Origin of the sequence: Pseudomonas sp. NPDC087814 (genome assembly GCF_044742865.1) — a bacterium.
In the GTDB taxonomy this organism is placed as follows: domain Bacteria; phylum Pseudomonadota; class Gammaproteobacteria; order Pseudomonadales; family Pseudomonadaceae; genus Aquipseudomonas.
On sequence record NZ_JBIUVK010000055.1, the window covers coordinates 1 to 19,099 of the forward strand.

At 61.6% G+C, this 19,099-nt stretch carries 18 protein-coding genes; 8 read left to right on the plus strand and 10 right to left on the minus strand.

Going from position 1 to position 19,099, the window contains the following annotated elements; genetic code table 11:
• Nucleotides 1-1,074: class I tRNA ligase family protein (locus ACIOMR_RS26720; RefSeq protein ID WP_401197287.1), on the plus strand; the 1,074-nt coding region annotated here is incomplete at its 5' end.
• Nucleotides 1,075-1,322: 248 nt separating this feature from the next.
• On the plus strand, nt 1,323-2,345 hold the full coding sequence (gene rlmF, locus ACIOMR_RS26725) for a 23S rRNA (adenine(1618)-N(6))-methyltransferase RlmF (protein WP_003212741.1): 1,023 nt from the start codon (nt 1,323-1,325) through the stop codon (nt 2,343-2,345).
• A gap of 64 nt (nt 2,346-2,409) precedes the next feature.
• Here rlmF and ACIOMR_RS26730 read toward each other — a convergent pair whose 3' ends face one another.
• Nucleotides 2,410-2,691: an HU family DNA-binding protein gene (locus ACIOMR_RS26730; protein WP_003212743.1), complete on the minus strand. Its 282-nt coding sequence runs from the start codon at nt 2,689-2,691 to the stop codon at nt 2,410-2,412.
• 397 nt (nt 2,692-3,088) lie between these two features.
• On the opposite strand from ACIOMR_RS26730, the gene yejK reads away from it, so the two are divergent.
• Both yejK and ACIOMR_RS26740 read left to right on the plus strand, forming a co-directional pair.
• Nucleotides 3,089-4,093 (plus strand): nucleoid-associated protein YejK, encoded by a 1,005-nt coding sequence (gene yejK / locus ACIOMR_RS26735; RefSeq protein WP_003212745.1) that lies wholly within the window; start codon nt 3,089-3,091, stop codon nt 4,091-4,093.
• Nucleotides 4,093-4,443 (plus strand): glutaredoxin family protein, encoded by a 351-nt coding sequence (locus ACIOMR_RS26740; RefSeq protein WP_003212747.1) that lies wholly within the window; start codon nt 4,093-4,095, stop codon nt 4,441-4,443. Before yejK ends, ACIOMR_RS26740 begins: the two co-directional genes overlap by 1 nt.
• Before the next feature lie 189 nt (nt 4,444-4,632).
• Here ACIOMR_RS26740 and ACIOMR_RS26745 read toward each other — a convergent pair whose 3' ends face one another.
• The 6 genes from ACIOMR_RS26745 to ACIOMR_RS26770 all read right to left on the minus strand — a co-directional run bounded on the left by ACIOMR_RS26745 (nt 4,633) and on the right by ACIOMR_RS26770 (nt 10,851).
• The gene (locus ACIOMR_RS26745) at nt 4,633-6,819 is read right to left on the minus strand and encodes a TonB-dependent receptor (protein ID WP_401197293.1); all 2,187 of its coding nucleotides are present in this window, start codon (nt 6,817-6,819) and stop codon (nt 4,633-4,635) included.
• 273 nt (nt 6,820-7,092) lie between these two features.
• Nucleotides 7,093-8,082 (minus strand): FecR family protein, encoded by a 990-nt coding sequence (locus ACIOMR_RS26750; protein WP_401197296.1) that lies wholly within the window; start codon nt 8,080-8,082, stop codon nt 7,093-7,095.
• The gene (locus tag ACIOMR_RS26755) at nt 8,079-8,639 is read right to left on the minus strand and encodes an RNA polymerase sigma factor (protein WP_003212753.1); all 561 of its coding nucleotides are present in this window, start codon (nt 8,637-8,639) and stop codon (nt 8,079-8,081) included. Before ACIOMR_RS26755 ends, ACIOMR_RS26750 begins: the two co-directional genes overlap by 4 nt.
• Nucleotides 8,640-8,650: 11 nt before the next feature.
• Nucleotides 8,651-8,977 (minus strand): DUF3325 domain-containing protein, encoded by a 327-nt coding sequence (locus ACIOMR_RS26760; protein WP_401197300.1) that lies wholly within the window; start codon nt 8,975-8,977, stop codon nt 8,651-8,653.
• On the minus strand, nt 8,978-10,552 hold the full coding sequence (locus ACIOMR_RS26765; protein ID WP_401197303.1) for a PepSY-associated TM helix domain-containing protein: 1,575 nt from the start codon (nt 10,550-10,552) through the stop codon (nt 8,978-8,980). It lies immediately after the preceding gene.
• Nucleotides 10,549-10,851 carry a DUF3649 domain-containing protein gene (locus ACIOMR_RS26770; RefSeq protein WP_401197306.1) on the minus strand — a complete coding sequence of 101 codons (303 nt, stop codon included), beginning with the start codon at nt 10,849-10,851 and terminating at the stop codon, nt 10,549-10,551. Before ACIOMR_RS26770 ends, ACIOMR_RS26765 begins: the two co-directional genes overlap by 4 nt.
• A gap of 159 nt (nt 10,852-11,010) precedes the next feature.
• Here ACIOMR_RS26770 and ACIOMR_RS26775 point away from each other — a divergent pair, with 159 nt between their 5' ends.
• The 3 genes from ACIOMR_RS26775 (at nt 11,011) to fecA (ending at nt 14,873) form a co-directional block, all read left to right on the plus strand.
• Nucleotides 11,011-11,499, plus strand: a complete 489-nt coding sequence (locus ACIOMR_RS26775; protein ID WP_087695173.1) for a sigma-70 family RNA polymerase sigma factor — start codon at nt 11,011-11,013, stop codon at nt 11,497-11,499.
• The gene (locus tag ACIOMR_RS26780) at nt 11,496-12,437 is read left to right on the plus strand and encodes a FecR domain-containing protein (RefSeq protein ID WP_401197309.1); all 942 of its coding nucleotides are present in this window, start codon (nt 11,496-11,498) and stop codon (nt 12,435-12,437) included. Before ACIOMR_RS26775 ends, ACIOMR_RS26780 begins: the two co-directional genes overlap by 4 nt.
• 90 nt (nt 12,438-12,527) lie before the next feature.
• Nucleotides 12,528-14,873: a TonB-dependent Fe(3+) dicitrate receptor FecA gene (gene fecA / locus ACIOMR_RS26785; protein ID WP_401197312.1), complete on the plus strand. Its 2,346-nt coding sequence runs from the start codon at nt 12,528-12,530 to the stop codon at nt 14,871-14,873.
• Here fecA and ACIOMR_RS26790 read toward each other — a convergent pair whose 3' ends face one another.
• A complete protein-coding gene (locus ACIOMR_RS26790; RefSeq protein WP_008438547.1) occupies nt 14,874-15,746 on the minus strand; it encodes a LysR family transcriptional regulator in 873 nt (290 codons plus the stop codon).
• Nucleotides 15,747-15,850: 104 nt separating this feature from the next.
• Here ACIOMR_RS26790 and ACIOMR_RS26795 point away from each other — a divergent pair, with 104 nt between their 5' ends.
• Nucleotides 15,851-17,359, plus strand: coding sequence for an MFS transporter (locus ACIOMR_RS26795; protein ID WP_401197315.1), 1,509 nt, complete (start codon nt 15,851-15,853; stop codon nt 17,357-17,359).
• Between the two features lie 72 nt (nt 17,360-17,431).
• On the opposite strand, the gene ACIOMR_RS26800 is transcribed toward ACIOMR_RS26795, so the two are convergent.
• Entirely contained in the window at nt 17,432-17,842 is a 411-nt protein-coding gene (locus ACIOMR_RS26800; RefSeq protein WP_003212772.1) for an HPF/RaiA family ribosome-associated protein, read from the minus strand.
• Nucleotides 17,843-18,053: 211 nt separating this feature from the next.
• A complete protein-coding gene (locus ACIOMR_RS26805) occupies nt 18,054-19,001 on the minus strand; it encodes a LysR substrate-binding domain-containing protein (protein WP_003212775.1) in 948 nt (315 codons plus the stop codon).
• Between the last annotated feature and the right edge of the window lie 98 nt (nt 19,002-19,099).

Sequence of the window (19,099 nt, forward strand, 5' to 3'; positions counted from 1 at the left end):
CACAACCAGTCCCTCGTCGTGTTCGGAGACCTCCTCGCAAGGTCCCGCAGCGTCGCGCGGTGCTGGACCCACCGCTCGCTGGCGTCCACCGGTCGCGACATCAAGTTCGACATGGGCCGCGTCGAAGGCTATCGCAACTTCTGCAACAAGATCTGGAATGCCGCGCGCTACGTACTGGATAAAGGCGAAGACTGCGGCCAGAACGGCGAGGCCATCGAGCTGTCCCTGGCAGACCGCTGGATCATCTCCCAGCTGCAGCGCACCGAAGCCGAAGTGACCCGTCAACTCGACCAGTTCCGCTTCGACCTGGCGGCGCAGGCCCTGTACGAGTTCATCTGGAACCAGTATTGCGACTGGTACCTGGAACTGTCCAAGCCCGTGCTGTGGGACGAGAACTCGCCGATCGAACGTCAGCGCGGCACCCGTCACACCCTGGTACGCGTGCTGGAAGTGGCGTTGCGCCTGGCGCATCCGTTCATGCCGTTCATCACCGAAGAAATCTGGCAGCGCATCGCGCCGCTGGCGGGCAAAGACGGCAAGACCATCATGCTGCAACCTTGGCCGGTGGCCAACGAAGCCCGCATTGACGAGGCGGCCGAAAGCGATATCGAGTGGCTCAAGACCCTGATGATGGGTACGCGCAACATCCGCGCCGAGATGAATATCGGTCCGGGCAAGCCACTGGCCGTGTTCGTGAAGAACGCCAGCAGCGAAGACCTGCGTCGCCTCACCGAGAACGACGCGCTGCTCAAGAAGCTGGCGAAGCTGGAGTCGATCACCGTATTGGCCGCTGGCGAAGAAGCACCGCTGTCCGCCACCGCACTGGTGGGCGAGATGGAAGTGCTGGTGCCGATGGCCGGCCTGATCGACAAGGGTGCCGAACTGGCGCGCCTGGACAAGGAAATCCTGCGCCTGCAAGGCGAAGTGCAGCGGGTGGGCGGCAAGCTGTCCAACGCGGCGTTCGTCGACAAGGCTCCGGCTGAAGTGATCGAGAAAGAACGCGCCAAACTGGCTGAAGCTGAACAGGCTTTGGGCAAGCTGGCGGAGCAACACGCACGGATTTCCAGCCTGTAAGAGGCTGCCCGTGCGGAAAAAGAGACCTTCGGGTCTCTTTTTTTTGCTTGGAAAAACACCGCTATTTCTCTTTGGAAACCCGACCAATGTGGGAGCTGGCTTGCCTGCGATGACATCGCCTCGGTCTGGCAGATACACCGAGTCACCTGCGTCGCAGGCAAGCCAGCTCCCACATTTGACCGAGTTCGACCAAGGAATGTGTGACAATACCCGCCACTTTTGAAACAAACGCAGAATCGACGCAGCCCATGACCGCCCCCAGCACACCCAAAGCACCGCGCAAGAAGCCAAAATCCAGTACGCCGGCCAAGCCCGTCGTTCCGCGCAAAGAGGCCACCTTGCACCCGCGTAACCGCCACCAGGGCCGTTACGACTTCCAGGCGCTGATCAAGACCACGCCCGAACTGGCGCAATTCGTGATCATCAACCCGTACGGCAAGGAAAGCATCGACTTTGCCAGCCCAGACGCGGTGCGGGTGTTCAACCGGGCGTTGCTCAAGGCGTTCTACGGCATCAATCACTGGGACATCCCGGCTGACTACCTGTGCCCACCGGTACCGGGGCGTGCCGACTACGTGCACTTCCTCGCCGACCTGCTGGCCAGCGTCAACGAAGGCGTGATCCCCCGTGGCGCGCCGGTGAAGGTGCTGGACATCGGCATGGGCGCCAACTGCGTCTATCCGTTGATTGGCTACAGCGAGTACCGCTGGAATTTCCTCGGCTCGGAAGTCGACCCGACGGCCGTGGCCGCCGCCAAGGCGATCGTGCAGTCCAACGGGCTGAACAAGGCCATCCAGCTGCGCCAGCAAACCAACCCCAAGCAGATCCTGCTGGGCTTGCTGGAGCCGGGCGAGCGGTTTGACCTGACCATGTGCAACCCGCCCTTCCACGCGTCCATGGATGAGGCGACCAAGGGCAGCGAGCGTAAATGGCGCGCACTGGGCAAGGCTGATCCGAAACGCAAGCTGCCGGTGCTGAACTTCGGTGGCCAGTCGGCGGAATTGTGGTGTGAAGGCGGTGAAGCGCGGTTTGTGACGCAGTTGATCGCTGAAAGCGCGCATTTCCAGCACAAGGTGCTGTGGTTCAGCACGCTGGTGTCGAAAGCGTCGAACTTGCCGGCGATCCAGACAGCGCTGAAAAAGGCCGGTGTGCTGGAAAGCCAGGTGGTGGAAATGTCCCAGGGCCAGAAGCAGAGCCGCTTCGTCGCCTGGACGTTCCAGACCCCGAGCGAGCAACAGGTATGGCGCCAGCGTTGGGCCCGTAAAGACTGATAAATCGCAGGCAACAAAAAACCGTGCCCGGATCGCTCCGGAGCACGGTTTTTTTTGCTGCGTCTTACTTGTTAACAGCGTCGGTCAGGCCTTTGGCCACAACCAGCTTGATAACTTTCTTGGCAGCGATTTCGATGGCAGCGCCAGTCGAAGGGTTACGGCCAGTACGGGCAGGACGCTCGGTCACTTTCAGTTTGCCAACGCCTGGCAGAGTGATTTCGCCGCCGTTTTCCAGCTGATCAGCAACGATCTGGCTCAGTTGGTCCAGCAGAGCACGCACGGTGGTTTTCGGTGCGTCTACAGCTTCAGCCAGATCAGCGATCAGTTGGTCTTTAGTAATAGCCATTGTGGTGTTCCTTCCCTATCAAATTCATTTGGATTGCAGAGTGCAGTGTCAGCCATCGAGCCCTGCCATCAAGGCCTGGCACCCAAGGGCTATAACCACGAAGATCGGGGTTATAGATACCTGAAACCGGGTTTGGTTCGACCTGACAAATGCTGAATGCACGCTTAACGCCCAGACTGCGCGTAAGACGGGGCAAAACTAGCACAGAGACGGGGAAATATCCGCCTCAACATACCCATTTGGTCAGCTTTATCGCTCTAAACCGTGAAAAAAAGGCATATGGCCCGTCGGATGGCGCTCAAAACGCCCTCCGAACAGCGCCATCCCCAGCGGGTGCGGTACACTGGCGACTTTTTCCGGGAGCCCCACCCCTCCCCTTCAACCAGCCGAGAAGCCCATGCCGATCCGTCATTGCATCGTCCACCTGATCGACAAAAAACCCGACGGCACCCCTGCAGTTCTCCACGCCCGCGACTCCGAGCTTGCCGAGTCGGCCGCGATCGAGAACATGCTTGCCGACCTCAACGAGAGCTACAACGCCAAACAAGGCAAGGCCTGGGGCTTTTTCCATGCCGAGTCCGGCGCGCATCCGTTCAGTGGCTGGTTGAAGGAATATTTCGACGGCGGCAAGGATTTCACCGCCTTCAGCCGTATTGCCGTGGAACACCTGCAGAAGCTGATGGAGGAGTCCAACCTCTCCACCGGCGGCCACGTGCTGTTTGCCCACTATCAACAGGGCATGACCGATTACCTGGCGATCGCCCTGCTGCACCACAGCGAAGGCGTGGCCGTGACCGACCAGCTGGACGTGACGCCGTCGCGCCACCTCGACCTTGGCCAACTGCACCTCGCAGCGCGGATCAACGTGTCCGAGTGGCAGAACAACAAGCAGTCCAAGCAATACATCTCCTTTATCAAGGGCAAGAACGGCAAGAAGGTCTCGGAGTACTTCCGCGACTTTATCGGCTGCCAGGAAGGCGTCGACGGTCCGGGCGAAACCCGCACCCTGCTCAAGGCCTTCAGCGACTTCGTTGAAAGCGAGGATCTGCCGGACGAGTCCGCCCGCGAGAAAACCAAGACCCTGGTGGACTACGCCAGCAGCCAGGCCAAGCTCGGCGAGCCGATGGGCCTGGAAGAGCTGTCCGGGTTAATCGATGAAGATCGGCCAAAAGCCTTCTACGATCACATCCGCAACAAGGACTACGGCCTGTCGCCGGAAATCCCGGCGGATAAACGCACCCTCAACCAGTTCCGCCGTTTCACCGGGCGTGCCGAAGGCTTGTCCATCAGCTTTGAAGCGCACCTGCTGGGCGACAAGATCGAATACGACGAAGCCGCCGGCACCTTGATCATCAAGGGCCTGCCGACCCAACTGACCGACCAGCTCAAGCGTCGCAACTGATGCTGGGCGGGGTTCTGAAGAAAGTCCTGCTGGTGTTGCTGGTGGTGGTGGTTTTCCAGAACTGGGGCAAGATCGAGCGGTTGTTCAACCCCTCCCAGGTGGTGCCGGAGCAGACACGCGCGGCAGCGCGCGTGGTGCTGTATTCCACCGAGTGGTGCGGCTACTGCAAACAGATCCGGCGCTTTCTGGATTCCAAGGGGATTCCCTACCAGGCGTTCGATATCGAGAAGGACGCCCAGGCGCGCAAGGCGTACGAGGCGTTGGGGGGCGGCGGGATTCCGTTTGTGGACGTGAACGGCACGCTGATTCGCGACTACAACCCGGAAGCGATCATGGCGGCGCTGAAGTAACTCACTCTGTAAAATACCGCAGATCAAATGTGGGAGCGGGCTTGCTCGCGAATGCGCTGGTTCAGTCAATACATCTGGCGACTGATCCACCGCATTCGCGAGCAAGCCCGCTCCCACATTGGGTTTGCGTACGCGTTAGAAATTGGCCTCCAGGGAAACCATCGCCGTACGCTCCTCTCCTACGTTGTATTAAGCCGAGCTGGCCGCCAGGCCATTCACTGGCGCCGAGTTGAACGACACGGTGCGCGCCGAGCTCAAGTATTCCTTATCAAACACATTGAGCATCGAGAAGCGCAGCGCGGCCGACTTGAAGACCTTCTTGTCCACCGGCAGGTAGATACCGGCGTTGAGATCAAACACGGTGCGCCCGGAGATTTTCTCGTTGTTGGTCAAATCACCGTAGAACGCCCCGACATACTTGCCGGCAATGTTGCCGTAGTAGCGCTTGTCGTCGTAACCAAACACCAGGTTGAGCATGTTTTCCGGCACGTTGGCCAACTGGTTGCCCTTGGTCGGCAACAACACGTTCTTGCTGACAAAATCGTCCTGCTGCTCGGACTTGGTATAGGTGTACGACGCGTAGTAGTTGAAGTTGTACGGCAGCAGGCCGCTCCACTCCAACTCCAGGCCTTTGTTGGTCACGTCACCGACGTTGGCCATCACGTAGTCACCGTTCAAGTCGGTGGTCGACAGCTGACGGTCCTTGAAGGTGATGTAGAACAGGGTGGCGCTGAGGGCCATTTTCTCTTCGGTGTAGCGCCAGCCCAGTTCCTGGTTCCAGCTCAGCTCGGGGTTGAGGTTGAGGGAATCGCCCTTGTTGTACAGCACGTAGTTCTGCGGGGTGCGCATGTTGCGAGTGACGTTGTAGAACGCCTGGTTGCTCTCGTCGACCTGGTACTTGGCACTGAAGTTCGGCAGGAACTGATGGTAGCGGGCGTTACGCTTTTCCGGCTTGTCGTACAGGCTACCCAGGTTGTCGCCGTCACGCTCGACGTACTGGTACGCCAGCCCGCCGACAAAGCTCAGGTCTGGCGTGGCTTGCCAGCTGTCCTGCACCCACAGCTTCTGGGCCGGGGTCACGGTGTATTGATGACGCCCCTGAACGGTCTTGCCGTTCTTGTCGACCACCTGGCCGCCGCTGTTGTAATCGCCCCAGACGTCGTCCGGTGCACCTTCGCTGTTGATCCCGATATACGGCTGGGTCTGGCGCTGGCGAGCGCGCTCGTACCAGTAGCCGTAATCCAGGCTGTGCTCCTCGTTGATGTCCCATTTCATTTTGACCGTCACGCCAGGGCGCCAGGTTTCGGTCCACGAGGGGCGATAGTAGTTGGCCGACTTGAGGTTGCTCAGGTCGTAGTTGCCACTCTTGTCGGACTTCGGCCCCAGGTTGGTCGCGGTCTGGCCGCTGAAGCTGCCGCCGTTGCCCCAGTAGTAGTAAGGCGCAACCGTCAGGGCCAGGTCGTCACGCAGGCGCCAGCGCCGGGTGAAGGTGGTCATGACACTTTCAAATGGGTTGCGGTTGAGCTTGTAGGAAGACGACAGCAAGCCGTTTTTGTAGACCGGGGTTTCCGCGTAATCCAGGCGGCGGCCCTGTTGCTGGAACTGGCTCTTGCTCAGCGTGTTGTAGTTGTAGTTTTCCTGGGTGTTGTACTTCATGGTGAAGTTGCTGGTGTTGCCGTTGTCGTCTTCGAACAGCGTGCTCCACTCCACCTTGTCACCCCGCAAGGTGCCCTTGCCGCGCCACTTGTCGCCCTCGGTGTGAGAGGCCGACACCCAAGTCTTGAAGCCGCCGAGGTCGCCGGTGTTGATGCGGGCGAAGGACTTTGTCAGGTTGTTCGAACCCATGGATTGCTTGACGAACAGCCCCGGCTCCTTGGTCGGCCGAATGGTGACCATGCCGATGTTGCCGCCGCTGGAACCAATGTGCGGGCCGTCCGCTTCCGAGGAGCCCTGGGTGACAAATACTTCGCCGACGTTTTCCGGGTCGCCCAATTGGTTGGCGTAAACACCGTAGCTGCCGGAGTCGTTGATCGGCACGCCGTCCATGGAAACCCCGACCTGGTCGGAGTTCATGCCGCGCATGGTGAAGCTGGTGCCGCTCATGCCGCTGGCGTCGTCGTTGGAAACGTTGATGCCCGGGGTGTACTTGAGCTTGTCGATGGCGTTGGCCGTCGGGGACATTTCGTCCATGGCTTCCTTGGTCACCGTGGACCGGGCCTTGGCACTTTCTTCCTGAATCATGTGGCCGGTGCCCAGGGTACGTTCGCCGGCGACGTGCACCGAACCGACATCCTGGGAATCGTCTGCCAGAACCAGCGGCGCAAAGCCGCCCAGGCCCGATGCTAAAAGCAGGGCATAGAGTTTGTTGTAGGTCACGAGTAGATCCCTTACATGCATCTATCTGTTGTTATGGGGGAGGTATTGGCGATCTCGGCTGGGTGAACAGCGCCGCCAATCTTCCTGACCACCTGCTCAGGAATCCGAGGATCATCCGTGCATCACGTAACGATTTGGTTACAGGTTTTGGCGATTGCGATGAAGGTTAAATGAAAGGTCCACACACACGGATGTGCCAAGGCATGGGGATTTTCAAGGGAAGGTGGTGCAAGTAATGACAGCGCCACGCCATTGCGGCGTAGCGCTCTGTATCTAGCGCAATACGATCATCCGACCGAGCAGCGAGTGTTGTTCAAACCCCAGGACCGCCTGCAGCGCGTTGAGTACCGCTTGCGGATCCTTGCTCGGAAAACTACCGCTGACACGCCGGGCGCCGAGGTCTTCGTTGAGCAGCAGAATGCGCCCCGGATAGTAGCGGCCGAGGTCTTGCACCACACCGGCCAGCGGCGCCTTGTAGTAGTTGAGCCAACCATCGCGCCAGGCCAGGCGCGACTCGCTATCGACCGAGTGCAGCTCATCGGCGACACCGTCGGCGTAGGCCACTTGCTGGCCGGCCGTCAGAATCTGTTGCTGAGCATACTTCGACGGCGTTACCCCAACCCGACCGGACAACACCGTCACCTGCGCACCTGCCGGTTGCAGGCGCACCTCAAACTGCGTGCCGAGCACCCGTGCTTCGCCGCTGCCGGCCTCGACCACAAAGGATTCGCCAGTGTGGGTCACACTGAAAAAACCGGCGCCACGGCGTAGCTGGATATGGCGCTCGCCATGCTTGAAATCCACTGCGATCGCACTGTCGGCGTCCAGGGTGACCTGGCTTTGATCGGCCAGGGTCACGGTCTTCACCTCACCCGGCGCGGTGACGTAATCCGCGCCGAAGTCATCGACCCAGCGTGACGGCTGCCAGCCGGCGCCCATCGAGATCATCACCAGCAGGCAGGCGGCCATGGCCAGGGCACCAGACCAGCGCCGCACGCTGGAGCGTTTCGAGGTATTCATCGCGTTCAAGTAACCCTGCAGCGCCAGGGCATCCTCATCCGCCAACGTTCTGGCCGGTACTTCACTCAATTCCCACAGCACCTGGGCCTGGGCGTAGGCTTCCACATGCGCAGGATCGGCCCGCAGCCAACGGCTGAACGTGGCCTGGTCGCCACTGCTGGGTTGGTCATGCAACAGGCTCAACCAGGCCAGTGCGGCCTGTTCCTGGTCGGGCGTCGGGGTGACGCGGGCAGTGGCGTTCACGGGGCTTTCCTTGGCGATGGTTCACGAAGGCTGGCCTTGCAGGCTTCGAGGGCACGCATCATATGTTTTTCCACGGCGCTTTGGGACAGGCCCATGGCCTTGGCGATTTCCGCGTACTTGCGGCCATGGATGCGGTTGAGCAGGAAAATCTGCCGGGTACGTTCCGGCAGGCTGCGCAAGGCTGCTTCAACGTGACGCAGATCATTGCCCGCCTCCAGCGCGGCCTGGGGTTCGCAGCCCTGGTTATCCTGTTGTTCCGGCAGCCAGCCTTCGCTACTGCGCACCCGGGCGCCTTCGCTGCGCAGGTGGTCGATGGCGATATTGCCGGCGCAGCGCAGCAGGTAGGTGCTGAGTTCCTCGACCTGCACCAGCGGCCGGCGCCAGAAGCGCAGGAACAAATCCTGCACCAGGTCCGCCGCCGTCGCACGGCAGCCCACGCGGCGGCTGACCAGCGCTTCCATCTGCGAGCGCTGGGACAGGAACACCTGCAGGAAATGCGCCCGTCCGCCCGCCGCGTCTGCGTGCTGCTCTGGGTGTTCGGGAGGCGTGGTGATCATCAACGGTGGACTCAAAGGGTCGCGAAGGCCGCAACCGGACTGGCCAGCAGGCCGAGGCCCGCCAGGATCAAGGCCAGCCTTGGCCGATACGACAACAGCAACACCAGCAACAACCCGCTGAGCATCAAGACCGCGCACCACTCCACCAACCCCTGGCTCCACCCGGTCGCGAGCACCGCCGGCCAGATCGAGACAATCAACAGCAGCCAGCCGCCCACGCGCAAACCCAGGCGCCGACGAGGCGAAGGTTTACTGTGCAGCAGTTCGCCATGGTGCCGGTCCATGGACAGGCACAACGCGGTAAACCCTGCGTAACACAGCAATAGCGCCAGGAGCATTCAGTTCACCTCGCCCTTGAGGGTCAATGGCCGGGCACGTTCGGCCTTGGGCTGAGGGACGCGGCGGTGCTGCATTTTCCAGGCAGCCCAGGCGAGGAACACACCGCTGCCCAGGCACGTCAGGTCGAAGCCGGCCATGGCCCAGTCGCCGTTGGCCAGGGTCACACCCAAATGCTGGGTCGTGGTCAGCGCGTTGAGCACCGGCACGCCGATAAACAGCAGCGCGCCCACACTCAATTGCTCAACCCAGCCGCGGCGCCCCTGGCGAACAATCGCGTGCAGGACGCTCAAGCCCCAGGCAATAAAGAAGGCTTGTACTTCCCAGTCCGAGCGCCCGGCAAAGCTGGCCGGCAACAGGCGGTTGGCCCAGAAGAATGCAGCGATGGCGATCATCAAGCCGGACATGCTGGCGATGTTCAGCACTTCCACCAGCCGCAGCTCAAAGGGCAGCACACCGGTTTTGGTGTGCTTGAGCTGACGCTTGCCCAGCCACATCACCAGCCCGGTGCCGATCATTGCCGTGCCCGCGAGGCCGCAGATGAAATACAGCCAGCGCAATACCGGGCCGGCGAAATGGCCCATGTGCAAACCGTAGAAGCTGCCACCAATCGCCGCCGGCAGCGACTGCTCGCCGCTCACCCGCAACAGTTCGCCGGTAGTGCCGTTGAATGAGACGGTGCTGCCAAAGTCATGCACCACTCGATCCGACCCGGCGCGGAACACATTGACCGAGGCGTTTACATCGCTTGGATTATTCACCACCAGCCGTCCGACATGCCCACCGGCCCATTGCCCGCGCGCCTGCTCGTACATCGGGCCCAGTGGCAGCAATTGCCCCGGCTGGCCGAGGGCCGGCGCATTATCGGTGGCCGGAAACACATCGTTGAAGAACGCACGGGTGTCGTTGCCGTAGGAAGCGAGGATGCTCGCCGGCATCACCATGCTCATGAAAATCACCAGGCTGCTGTAGGTGATCATCAAGTGGAACGGCAACACCAGCACGCCCACGGCGTTGTGCCCGTCGAGCCAGGAACGCTGGCCCTTGCGCGGGCGGAAGGTGAAGAAGTCCTTGAAGATTTTCTTGTGGGTGATGATCCCGGTGATCAACGCCACGAACATCACCATCGCGGCGATGGTCGACAGCCAGCGCCCCCACGGATACGGCATTTGCAGCTGGAAGTGGAAACGATAGAAGAATTCGCCGCCCATGCTTTCCCGGGCGTGGACCGGCTGGCCGCTGACGGGATCGAGGAGTTTTTCGACGAAATTGCCGCGTTTGCCCGGGTCGATCTTGTCTTGCCACATCACCGACAGGCCCGGCTCACGGCTGCTCGGCAAGGTGATAAACCAGCGCGCGGCATTGGGCGCCTGGTGTTGCAGATAGGTTTGGGCGGCGGCCAGGCTACGGGCGTCATCGACGGGATGCGCCTGCACTTCGGGCTGCATCCAGTGGGTAATTTCGTCCTTGAAATACGACAGGGTGCCCGTCAGGAAAATCGCAAACAGCAGCCAGCCAAAGATCAGCCCGGCCCAGGTGTGCAACCAGGCCATGGCCTGGCGGAAGCCCTCTTTCATGTGCGCGCCATCCAGTACGCCAACCCGGCGAACGTGGCCATTATCGCGCTGGGCAGCAACACGCCAAACCAGGCGCGCCGGGCCGTGCGGCAGGCGAAGCACCAGATGACTGCCAACAGGTAGAACACAAACGAACTCAGCATGCCGCTGATCACCGCATCGGCGCGGCTGGTGGGCAGCCACAGCGTCATGCACACGCTGGCCAGCGAGGCCAGCAGGTAACCGCCGACCACAGCCGCCAGCACCCGCGACGTCACGGCAAGACGGTAGGAAACGGGAAGTGAGGTTTTGCGTTTCATGCACAAGGCGCCAGGTTGGTCAGTGCGCAATATTAATGATAAAGGTTCTCATAAGCAAAAGAGAACGCATCACTGGCAATTGCCGAACCCGCCTGCGCGCCCTACAATGCGAACAATTCTTGTTCTCTAAAGCATGCCCATGCTGCCGGAGTGTGCGCGTTGCAGCCGTCCAACACCGTCGAAGTCCTGTACCACGACCATCACCACTGGCTTACCGGCTGGTTGCGACGCAAGCTCGGCTGCCCGGAAAGCGCCGCCGACCTGGCCCAGGACACCTTCATCCGCGTGCTCACCGCACGGGAAACACCGACGCTGATCGAACCTCGCGCCTTCCTCACCACCATCGCCAAGCGTGTGCTGTGCAACCATTACCGCCGCCAGGACCTGGAGCGCGCCTACATCGACGCCCTGGCACAAATGCCCGAACACGTGGCGCCGTCGGAGGAAGAGCGGGCAATCATCCTGCAAACCCTGATGGAGCTGGACCAGTTGCTGGATGGCCTGGCGCCCCTGGTCAAACGCGCGTTCCTGCTGTCCCAGCTCGACGGCCTGACCTACGCGCAAATCGGCGCGGAACTGGGCATCTCCATCGCCACGGTCAAGCGCCATCTGAATAAAGCGGCGATGCGCTGCTACTTCGCCCTATGAGTTTCTCAACGCAAGTCGCCGAACAAGCGGTGCACTGGCTGATGGAAATGCAGCAGGGCCCGCTCAACCCACGCAAACAAGCGGCCTGGCAACAGTGGCTGGACGCCCACAGCGAACATCAGCGGGCCTGGGAGCACATCCAGCGAGTGAACCAGCGCTTGCGCGGGATGCCATCACCCCTGGCCCACGCCGCCTTGAATGCACCGAAATCCAACAGTCGTCGTCAGGCCCTGAAGTTGTTGCTGATACTCGGCGCCGGGTCGGCAGCGGCCTGGGGTTTGCGCCAGCAACATATATTGCCGCCGTTGAGTGCCGACTACCGCAGCCCCATCGGCCAACGGCGCAAGTTCCAGCTGGCGGATGGCAGCCAGTTGCAGCTCAACACCGGCAGTGCGGTGGATGTGCATTTTGATGGCCAGCAACGCTTGATCCGCCTGCTCGAAGGCGAAATCCAGATGACCGCCAACACCGGCAACAGCCCGCTGCGGGTCATCACGTCCCAGGGCCTGCTCAGCGCCCAGGCCGCGCGGCTGAACGTGCGGCAATTCAACGATCACACACAACTGGCGGTGTTTGATGGGCACGTTGACGTGATGCCCAACACCTATAGCGGTTTGCCGTTGTCGGTGGAGAAAGCCCATCAGGTCAATTTCACCCGCAAAGGCTGGGACACCGCCCGCCCCACCGACGCCGGCAGCGGCGCCTGGGCCGACGGCATGCTGGTGGCGGCCCACATGCGCCTGGAAGATTTCCTCGCCGAATTGAGCCGTTATCGCCGTGGCCAGCTCAATTGCGACCCGCAGGTGGCCAACCTGCTGATTTCCGGCAGCTACCCGCTGGACGACAGCGAACGAATCCTGGACCTGCTGCAAGTCAGCCTGCCGGTCAGGGTCCGGCGGTTTACCCGCTACTGGGTCACCGTCGAAGCCCGTGCCTGAAATATTTTCAAACCCCGTGAGCCGTTTTCCGCACCTCGCGTGACAGAGAAGGAAAGCCACCTTGATCCTTCCTTCTCAGGACCGCACTTCATGCCCCAGCAACCGACTCGCCTGACGCCACTCGCCCGCACCCTGCGCCACTTGTTGTTGGGGGCCAGCCTCAGTTTCAGCACCGTTCCCTACGTAATGGCGGCCGACGCCAAGCCCTACCGCATCGCCCCTACGTCACTGGAAGCGGCGCTGAATCAATTTGGCCGGGAAGCCGGCGTGCTGATTTCATTTGGCTCGGACGTGACTGCCGGCGTGCAAAGCCACGGCCTGTCGGGCAACTACACCGCTGAAGAAGGCTTGAATGCGTTGTTCAAAGGCACCGGCCTGCAAGCCCGTGCCGAGGGCAACAACGCCTTCAGCCTGCAACCGGCGAATGCTCCGGCCACCCTCGAATTGGGCACCTCCAACGTGGTCGGCGACTGGCTGGGGGACGCGGAACAAACCAACGTCTTCGAGCACCCGGGCGCCCGGGACGTGATCCGCCGCGAAGAATTCGAACGCCAGGGCGCCACCCAGGCCCGCGACGTGCTCAACCGCATTCCCGGGGTCAACGCCCCGGAAAACAACGGCACCGGCAGCCACGACATGGCACTGAACTTCGGCATTCGCGGGCTCAACCCACGCCTGGCCTCGCGCTCCACGGTCTTGATGGACGGCATCCCGGTGCCGTTCGCGCCGTATGGCCAGCCGCAGTTGTCGTTCGCGCCCATCAGCATGGGCAACATGGATGCCGTGGACGTGGTACGCGGCGGCGGCGCAGTGCGTTATGGCCCGCAGAACGTCGGCGGCATCGTCAACTTCGTCACCCGCGCGATTCCCGATGCGCCAACGGTGAAAGGCGGCCTGCAAACCGAAACCAGCCCGTCTTCCAGCCACGATGGCTTCAAGACCACCGGCAACCTGCTGGCCGGCGGCACGGCGGACAACGGCCTGGGCGGCGCGATCCTGTATTCCGGCACCCGTGGTGGTGACTGGCGCGAAAACAGCGACACCCGCATCGACGACCTGATCCTCAAGGGCAAGTACCAGCTGGACGACGCCAACAGCTTCAACGCCATGGCGCAGTACTACGAAGGCAAGGCCGATATGCCCGGCGGCTTGAGCACTGCGGCCTACAAGGCCGACCCGTATCAGTCCACCCGCCCCTACGACCAGTTCTGGGGCCGGCGTACCATGTTCAACGCGGGCTATCGCTACCAGGAAGATCGCCGGGAATTCACGGTCAACAGCTTCTTCACCACCACCCTGCGCAGCGGTTACCTGGACCAGGGCAACTTCCTCTCCCTGTCGCCCCGCGAGTATTGGGTACGCGGCCTGGAAACCCGTTTCGCCCAAGGCTTCGACCTCGGCCCAACCAGCCACGAAGTCGGCGTGGGCTACCGCTACATCAACGAGGCCGGCCACGAACTGCGCTACCGCACGCCGATTTCCGCCAATCAGCAACTGCCGACCACCGACAGCCGCAACGACCGCGACACCCGGGGCAGCACCGAAGCCAATGCGTTCTTCGTCGACGACCGGATAGATATCGGCAAGTGGACCATCACCCCGGGCATCCGCTACGAGATGATCGAGTCCCAGCAGACCAACAACCTCAGCAACGTCAAATACAAAGGCGACTACAACACCGCCCTGCCGGCGCTGAACGTGCTCTACCACCTGACCGACGACTGGAACCTCTACGCCAACACCGAAGGGTCGTTCGGCAGCGTGCAGTACAGCCAGATGCCCAACCGCGTGACCAGTGGCGAAGTGAAGCCGGAAAAAGCCCGCACCTGGGAACTCGGCACACGCTATGACAACGGCACCTTGCGCGCCGAGATCGGCGCGTTCCTGATCAACTTCGACAACCAGTACGACAGCAACCAGACCAACGACACCGTGATCGCCCGCGGCGAAACCCGCCATCAGGGCATCGAGTCCAGCATCAACTACGCCCTCGACGGCTTGAGCCCGGCGCTCGCCGGTTTTGATGTGTACGCCACCTACGCCTACGTCGACGCCACCATCCGCGAAGACGGCCCTAACAAAGGCAACCGCGTACCCTTCTCCTCCAAGCACAAGGGCACCCTGGGTGTGGGTTACACCGAAGGTCGCTGGAAGTTGAACGTGGACAGCAGCTACCAGAGCAGCCAGTTTGCCGACAACGCCAACACTGAAGCAGAAAGTGCTGATGGCAGCACCGGACGCATTCCTGGCTACATGCTGTTCAGCAGCCGCGCGGCGTACGACTTTGGCCCGCAGCTGTCGGATTTGAACGTGGCGGTGGGTGTGAAAAACATCTTCAACAAACAGTACTACACCCGCTCGTTTGACGATAACAACAAGGGCAAATACGTCGGCGAGCCGCGCACGCTGTATGTGCAGACGTCCATCGCGTTCTGATCAGCTACCCGCCAGGCACGACGGTGTGCCGGCCACCAACGCGTCGATGGCGCAACGGGTCTTGGCCGGCATGTGCGTCGCCGTGGGCCAGATGACATGGATCGGCATCGGTTGCTCGCGGTGGCCCGGCAGCACCGCCTGCAATTGCCCGCGCAACACGTAGTGGGCGATCAGCCAACTGGGCAACCAGGCCAGGCCGACCCCGGCGATGGCGGCATCGGCCACGGCCTGCAGGTCATCGAGGATCAACGGCGAGGCGACTCGCTCGCGGTGCGGGGCATTGCTGCGATAGGCAATGCCCCGGTGCCCGGCCAGGTCGTCGATGGAGTCAATACGAGGTGTGCGCTGCAAGTACGCGGGTGACGCCGCCAGGGCAATCGCCTGTTCGCCGAGGCGGCGGGCGCTCAGACGGTCGGTATCAGGCAGCGCGCCAATGCGTACCGCCAGATCGAAGCCTTCCTGGGCCAGGTCGATCAGTCGGTCGGAAAAGGAAATTTCAATCTCCAGTTGTGGAAAACGGTCCATCAGCCCCCACAACGCAGGCGCCGCATAGTGGTGGCCGAATGCCAAAGGCAGGCTCGCCCGTAACCGCCCTCGTGGCTGCTGGCGGCCACTTTCCAGCACGGATTCAGCCGCTTCCAGCTCTGCCAGTGCACGCAGGCAGTGCTCGTAGTAGGCCTGCCCGTCTTCGGTCAAACGCTGGCGCCGGGTGGAGCGTTGCAATAAAGACGTCCCCAGCCGCGCCTCCAGCCGCGCCAGGCCTTTGCCCACCGCCGAGCGCGTGAGGTTCAGCCGTTCGGCGGCCTCCGTCAGATTGCCGCTCTCGACGATCTGCAAAAACAGTTCAACACCATCAAAACGCGGAGTGGCCATGGTCGTTTGTCGCCCTATATTCCCTTATCACAGGAAGAAGTATCGCTAATAAAGAATCAGATTCCCGTGAAAATGACACCTTCCCCCATTGAAAGGAAGAGGCCATGCCACCCGACGCCGTTGTATCCGCCATCAACCCGCCACGTACCGCCCGGGACGGCCTTGCGCTCACCGCCGTGTGCCTGGTGGCGCTGATGTTCGGGCTGGAGATTTCCAGCGTGCCGGTCATCCTGCCCACCCTTGAGCAGCAACTGGGCACCGGCTTCCAGGACGCCCAATGGATCATGAACGCCTACACCCTGGCCTGCACCAGCGTGCTGATGGCCGCCGGCACATTGGCCGATCGTTTTGGCCGCCGACGCATGCTGGTGCTGTGCCTGTGGGTATTCGGGCTGGCTTCGCTCGCCTGCGGGCTGGCGAACGATGCGTCCACGCTGATCGCGGCGCGTTTTGTCCAGGGCGTGGGTGGCGGGGCGATGATGATCTGCCAGTTCGCGATCCTGTCGCACCAGTTCCGCGAGCCGGCGACCCGGGCCCGGGCCTTTGCGGTGTGGGGCGTGATCGCCGGGGTGGGCCTGGGTTTCGGGCCGATGGTGGGGGCATTGATCCTGGCGGTGGCGGATTGGCGCTGGGTGTTCCTGGTGCATGTGCCGTTGACCTTGTTCACCCTGGTGTTGCTGCGCATCAGCGTGCAGGAATCCCGTGACCCGGCGGCCCATCGCCTCGATATAGCCGGTATGGCCACCCTCACCCTGGCAGTGTTCGCCCTGGTCTATTTCATCACCCAGGGCACCGAGAGCGGCTTTGCCACCCCGGCCATGCTCGGCTGGGCCGGACTGTCGGTGGGCAGCCTGTTGTTGTTCGTGGTTGTCGAGCGGCGCAGCCTGCATCCGATGTTCGACTTCTCGGTGTTTCGCATCCCGCGCTTCAACGGCGCGCTGATGGGCTCGATCGGCATGAACTTCAGCTTCTGGCCCTTCATGATCTACCTGCCGCTGTATTTCCAGGCCGGCCTGGGCTACGACACCATGCTCACCGGGCTCGCCCTGCTCGCCTATACCCTGCCCACGTTGGTGGTGCCGCCGCTGGCTGAACGCCTGGCCCTGCGCTATGGCGCCGAACGCATCATTCCATTGGGCCTGGGCCTGATGGGCGTGGGGTTTGTGACAATGGCGGCGATCAATCATAGCGGCCAGCCCAGTGTGGTATGGGTCCTGATCGCCTGTGGGATTGCCGGCAGCGGCTTGGCGTTTACCAACTCGCCCACCACCAACACCACCACCGGATCAGTTTCATCCGACCGCGCGGGCATGGCCTCGGGCATCGACTTCAGTGCACGGCTGATCACCCTGGCGCTGAATATCGCGTTGATGGGGTTGGTGTTGATACTCGGGATCGCTCATTACCTGGCTGGCGTATTGCCCGACACCGCGCAACTGGCCACCCTCAGTCAGGACATCGCCGCCGGCAAGCTGGACGTGTTGCCGCAGGGCCCACTGATCGCCCAGGCCACGCTGCGCAACGGTGCGGGATGGGCCATGTTGTATGCCGGCGTTGGAGCGTGCGCACTGGCGGCCTTGAGCGCCTGTTTTTTCCGGCGCAGCCCGCGCTGACCTTTTGCGCATAAAAAAACGGGCCTGCATCTGCAGGCCCGTTTTCAGTGGGGTTGAAAAAAGTATCAGCTATCAGCCGTTAAGCGCAGCCTGTTCGTTTTCCAGGAATTCCTCTTCTAGCTCGGCCTCGTCGGCCTTGGTATTGGGCAGGCTTTGACCCGCGGCGCGTGGTTTGCCGCGCAGTTTGCCGTACAGATGCTCCAGGGCATGCTCCAGCTTGGTCGCTGCGCCATCGATCGCCTGTTCCAGCGTATCGGCTTTATGGAGGACCGAAAGCGGTTGATGGCCTTTTGGCCGTGCTTCCAGTCGGCAACTCAGATCGTGTGGGCCGGGCTTGTCACCGTTCTCGTCCCGCAGGTAAACCTCGACGCGGGTCAGATCTTCTTCGTAACGTTCGAGCGTGCTCTCAATGGTGGTACGTACCCACTCCTCCAGTCGGATGCTGCTTTCAATATGGTTATCGCTATTGACTTGGATTTGCATAGTTTTCCCTTATTTCAGCTAGCTCGCCGAAGGCCATTCCTGCTTCACCGGATGGGTGAAAACCATGACCTCCTGATTACACAATTGAGCAGACAGAGGAACATTTCAACCCCTTTGCAAAGATAAATCCCACATTACAAATTAACCCTGACTACAACCAAAAACGCTGTTAGGGTGGGGAGTTGGTTACATCTTCTTACCGCCAACTTCCTTACAATTGCCCCTCTCCCAACGGGTGCAATCCGCGAAAAATCTCCGCTTCCTCCACCAGCCAGTCATGCACCGCCCGCACGCCCGGATGGCTCAGCGCACCCGGCGCGTACAGCAGCACATAGCGTTTGTGGTTGGGGACGGCGAGGCCGAATGGCACGATCAAGGTGCCGCGTTCCAGTTCGTCATTGAGCAAGGTACGCCGGGCAATCGCCACGCCCATGCCGGCAATCGCCGCCTCGATGGTCAGGTGATTGCGGTTGAAGGTATGCCCGCGCCGTACGTCGGCAGCGTCGTAGCCGATGGCATTCAGGTAGAACTCCCACTCTGCGTACTCATAACTCCCACGCCAGGCAGTGATGTCGTGCAGCAGCGGGAAATGCACCAGGTCAGCGGGGCCATGCAGTGGCGGTCGCCCCCGCAGCAGGCTCGGTGCGCACACCGGGAAAATCTGCTCGTCCAGCAAGGCTGTGGACAACAAGCCGGGATAGCTGCCGTCGTTAAGGTCGATGGCCAGGTCGAAGTCGCCCTCGTGCAGGGCGACGCTGCTGTCTTCGGCAACCATGCGCAGCTGGATATCCGGGAAGCGCTGCTGCAAACGCGGCAAACGCGGGGTCAGCCATTTGCCGAGAAACGACGGGATCGAGCGCAGGCGCAAGGTGCCGCTGATCATCCCGGCGTCCAGCCGCTGCAACTCGGCATCGATGCTGCCATAGGCCTCGCCCACGGTGATCGCCAACCGCTGGCCCTCTGCGCTCAGCTCAACCCCGCGTGCGCGCCGATGGAACAGGCGAAAGCCCAGGCGCTCCTCCAACTGACGGATTTGCTGGCTGACCGCGCCCGGGGTGATGTGCAGTTCCTCGGCGCAACGGGTGAACGACAAATGCCGTGCCGCGCAGGAAAAAACGTGCAACCAGACGTAGGTCTGGCCATGAAGCGGGCGAGCCATAGGGTTTAGTCCTGCTAAAGGGTGTCTTAGGATAATTCGTTGGTCAGTGCCGATCCAGAGGCTCAGTATCGCGCCAATTCCGCTTGTCCTACAAAACA

Bases quoted from the DNA above. Each gene is read 5' to 3' on its own strand.
- rlmF (WP_003212741.1), top strand. From the start codon at position 1,323: ATGACCGCCCCCAGCACACCCAAAGCACCGCGCAAGAAGCCAAAATCC.
- ACIOMR_RS26730 (WP_003212743.1), bottom strand. From the start codon at position 2,691: ATGGCTATTACTAAAGACCAACTGATCGCTGATCTGGCTGAAGCTGTA.
- yejK (WP_003212745.1), top strand. From the start codon at position 3,089: ATGCCGATCCGTCATTGCATCGTCCACCTGATCGACAAAAAACCCGAC.
- ACIOMR_RS26740 (WP_003212747.1), top strand. From the start codon at position 4,093: ATGCTGGGCGGGGTTCTGAAGAAAGTCCTGCTGGTGTTGCTGGTGGTG.
- ACIOMR_RS26755 (WP_003212753.1), bottom strand. From the start codon at position 8,639: ATGATCACCACGCCTCCCGAACACCCAGAGCAGCACGCAGACGCGGCG.
- ACIOMR_RS26760 (WP_401197300.1), bottom strand. From the start codon at position 8,977: ATGCTCCTGGCGCTATTGCTGTGTTACGCAGGGTTTACCGCGTTGTGC.
- ACIOMR_RS26765 (WP_401197303.1), bottom strand. From the start codon at position 10,552: ATGAAAGAGGGCTTCCGCCAGGCCATGGCCTGGTTGCACACCTGGGCC.
- ACIOMR_RS26770 (WP_401197306.1), bottom strand. From the start codon at position 10,851: ATGAAACGCAAAACCTCACTTCCCGTTTCCTACCGTCTTGCCGTGACG.
- ACIOMR_RS26780 (WP_401197309.1), top strand. From the start codon at position 11,496: ATGAGTTTCTCAACGCAAGTCGCCGAACAAGCGGTGCACTGGCTGATG.
- fecA (WP_401197312.1), top strand. From the start codon at position 12,528: ATGCCCCAGCAACCGACTCGCCTGACGCCACTCGCCCGCACCCTGCGC.
- ACIOMR_RS26790 (WP_008438547.1), bottom strand. From the start codon at position 15,746: ATGGCCACTCCGCGTTTTGATGGTGTTGAACTGTTTTTGCAGATCGTC.
- ACIOMR_RS26795 (WP_401197315.1), top strand. From the start codon at position 15,851: ATGCCACCCGACGCCGTTGTATCCGCCATCAACCCGCCACGTACCGCC.
- ACIOMR_RS26800 (WP_003212772.1), bottom strand. From the start codon at position 17,842: ATGCAAATCCAAGTCAATAGCGATAACCATATTGAAAGCAGCATCCGA.
- ACIOMR_RS26805 (WP_003212775.1), bottom strand. From the start codon at position 19,001: ATGGCTCGCCCGCTTCATGGCCAGACCTACGTCTGGTTGCACGTTTTT.